The organism is Mesorhizobium sp. M7A.F.Ca.US.006.04.2.1 (genome assembly GCF_004022915.1).
Classification (GTDB): domain Bacteria; phylum Pseudomonadota; class Alphaproteobacteria; order Rhizobiales; family Rhizobiaceae; genus Mesorhizobium; species Mesorhizobium ciceri.
The window spans coordinates 1-2,919 of the sequence record NZ_RZQA01000818.1; the positions used below are offsets into that span (position 1 = coordinate 1).

Consider the following 2,919-nt stretch of genomic DNA (forward strand, 5'->3'; position numbering starts at 1 on the left):
CAAATGTTCCGGCATCACATTAGGCGTTGTCATGGCATTCAGGCAAAGGATACCCGGCACCGATCTAACGGCAGGCGCGATAACCGTTCTTGCGGTTCTTGATGTCGAAATGAAAATGGTTGCGGTGGTCGTAATTGTAGCCGGGGCCGAGCACGGTGGTGAAGTACTGGCAGCCGTCGGCGCGCACATTGTTGAGGAAGCCACGGGTGCGGAAGGCGAACAGGCCGGGCTTGCGCACGTCGATGTCGTCGCCATTGTTGAGCTCGATGCTCATGACGTCGAGCGCATTGCCCTTGCCGTGTTCGGACAGGACGCCTTCGCCGGCAATCCGGCGGCAGGAATAGCTGGAGCCCTGGTGTATGGTCTTGACGCCGGAGAAATAACGCCAGCGGGCGGAGGGAACGAGTTCGTTCTTCGTCCAGCCGGCAAAGGTAGCTGCCATGTCGCAGGTCAGGGTTGCGGCGGGTTTCATCTGGATGTTGCCGATGGCCGAGACCTTGACCGGATAATCGATGCCGCACTGGCCTTCATGGATCGGCGCCAGGTCGGTGTAGGCGACATCGAGGCGCTTCAATTGCTGACGGCAGTCGGTTTCGCTGGCCGGCATCTGCTCGACGGGCGACATCGGCTCGTCCATGCGCGGATAAGCGGCCTGCGTCATGTACGGATTGGAAGGGACAAGCTTCTGCATGCCGGCATATTGCGGCACGGCAGCCGTCTGCGCGCCGACGTCGACGGCCGGCTGCAGCGACAGCACACTGCCGGTGTTGCAGGCGGAAAGCGCCGCCAGCGCCAGACCGGCGGGCAGCATTGCTGCATATTTTGACTGGCGCGCGGTGGCGAAAAACACGGCCCGAAATTTGCCGGCCATTGGCGGAATCCCGTTGATGGATATCCGGCATTTTAACGATCAAGGGTAAAGGAAAACTCAGCGTCCGCGTTCATGCCTGCGGCCGAATTGCGGCACGCGGCCTGGATCAGCCATGATCACTGGCAGAACGTTCCGCCATGACGGCGCGGTTCGAGATCGAGATGGAAATGCAGGGAATGATCGGCGTCGGCGCCTGGGCCGAGCACCGTCTTGAAGGGTCCGCAGGCGGCCTTGCGAACATTGTTGAGGAATTTGGCGTCTTTCTCCGGCGGCGCCGGGCCGACCTCGATCTTCTTGCCGTCCGACAGCGTGAAGCTGGCGATGTCGAGCGCGTTGCCGAACGCGTGTTCCGACAGTTTTCGTGTGCCGTTGCGTGGCCGGCAGACAAAAGCCGATGCCTGGCCGATCGATTTCAGGTCCGCACCGAATTCGGCCTTTGCCGCCGGCTGGATGACATCGGCGGCAAAACGCGCCGTCGCCTCGGCCATCTTGCAGTTGAGCTCGGTGCCTGGGGCAATCGCGATCGACTTTCCAAGGGTCTTCAGCACGATGGGGTAGGGAATCGAACAGCCGATTTCGGGCTGGCTTTCCGCCTTGTGCTCTTCGAATTCGACGCCGAGCGTCTTTAACCGTTCGCGGCATGCGACTTCCTCGGCCGGCATTTTTTCATCTGGCACGTCGGCCGAGCGCGGATCGGGCAGCATCTTCTCCTCGTCCGCATCGGCCGGCTTTTGCGGTGGCTGCGGGGCGACGGTTGGCGGCTGGGCCTCGGGTTCTGCAATGTCAGGCTTTCGTGTCGGCGTTGGCGCGACGTCCGGCGGCTCCGGCTCGTTTTCCCCGGTTGATGGCTCCGGAGCCAATGGCTCGGGACGTGCCTGCTTTTCCTGGTGGGATTTTTCTTCCTTGAAACGGTCGGGCGCTTCCGCGGCCTTCGGCCCTACGCGCTTTTGCTCCTCGGTCTTTGCAGCTTCAGCCTTTGGTGCGTCCGCCGGGCGTGGTTCGGGCACCGGAATGCCGGGTTGGATTATCGGAGTGCCGGGTTCGGGCACGGGAACATCGGCAGGCGAGGGCAGCGATGCCTGCGTTTTCTGCTGTGTCTGCTTTGGCGTGACCTGCCGGTGGCGCCGTGGTTTCAAACGCTTTCCGCCCCTTGGTTTCAGGGGCTGGTCGGCTCGTGGTGTCAGCGGCTGCTCGACCCGCGGCGTCGGGGGCTTATGATGCCGATGGCGATGTCTCGCCTCGACCGGCATCACCAGCAAGGCCGTGACGGCCACGGTCAACGCAATCCTGCATATTCGGGAAAAGACGATCGACCCCATCGCCCTCAACGGCGCCGACGCAAGGTGGTTGCCTTGGCCGCATCACGAACGGTAACCGCTCCGTTACGCACCGATCGCTTCCAGCCCTTCCTCCAGCCAGTCGGCGAGCAGCGGCATGCCAAGCAGGTATTTCGCGGTGCGCTTGTTGGCGCGTTCGCGCGCGGCGGCCAGCGCGTCCGCCCATTCGGTGGCGTCGTAGTCGCCGCGACCGACCCAGGCCAACGCGATCAGCTCGGCTGCTTCATCGACATTGAGGTCGTTGATCAGCTCGCGTAGCTCTTCTTCGGTCAGGTTCTCGGAGCTTTCCTCGGCAAGGCCGTCATGGTGATGGTTGACATGGGACTCGCCGTCGAGTTCGACCTCGTGCTCGGCGCCATCGGCATAGTCTTCATTGACGGCCGCACTCAGTGCCTTGGCCTTGAGGATGAACAGGCGCACCGTGTCGGGGCCGATCGAAAGCTCCCAGTCCTTTTCAAGCCGCCGCTGCAAGGGCCGTCTCCCTCAGGTCGTTTGCCGGATGATAGCGGATTCGCGGCATCCGTCACCTGATGTTCTCCCGCCCGCATTTTTCCGGGATGAAACGCAAGCCGACCGGCGTTAGTATTGCATTCTCACCCTCCAGGAGGTTTCGATGCATAAAAGAATGCTGATCCAGGCTGCGACCGCGCTTCTCGCGCTGCAGTTCCTCGCTGTTCCCGTGTACGCCGCCGGCAGCGGCGGCAGCGGCGG

The 2,919-nt window shown here is 62.6% G+C and carries 3 protein-coding genes; all 3 read right to left on the reverse strand.

Going from position 1 to position 2,919, the window contains the following annotated elements:
* Nucleotides 1-64: 64 nt before the first annotated feature.
* The 3 genes from EN925_RS30550 to EN925_RS30560 all read right to left on the reverse strand — a co-directional run bounded on the left by EN925_RS30550 (nt 65) and on the right by EN925_RS30560 (nt 2,679).
* A complete protein-coding gene (locus EN925_RS30550) occupies nt 65-871 on the reverse strand; it encodes an extensin family protein (protein ID WP_127369064.1) in 807 nt (268 codons plus the stop codon).
* A 116-nt stretch (nt 872-987) separates the two neighbouring features.
* The gene (locus tag EN925_RS30555) at nt 988-2,121 is read right to left on the reverse strand and encodes an extensin family protein (protein ID WP_164753939.1); all 1,134 of its coding nucleotides are present in this window, start codon (nt 2,119-2,121) and stop codon (nt 988-990) included.
* A 132-nt stretch (nt 2,122-2,253) separates the two neighbouring features.
* Nucleotides 2,254-2,679 carry a DUF3775 domain-containing protein gene (locus EN925_RS30560; protein WP_013530064.1) on the reverse strand — a complete coding sequence of 142 codons (426 nt, stop codon included), beginning with the start codon at nt 2,677-2,679 and terminating at the stop codon, nt 2,254-2,256.
* Nucleotides 2,680-2,919 lie beyond the last annotated feature (240 nt).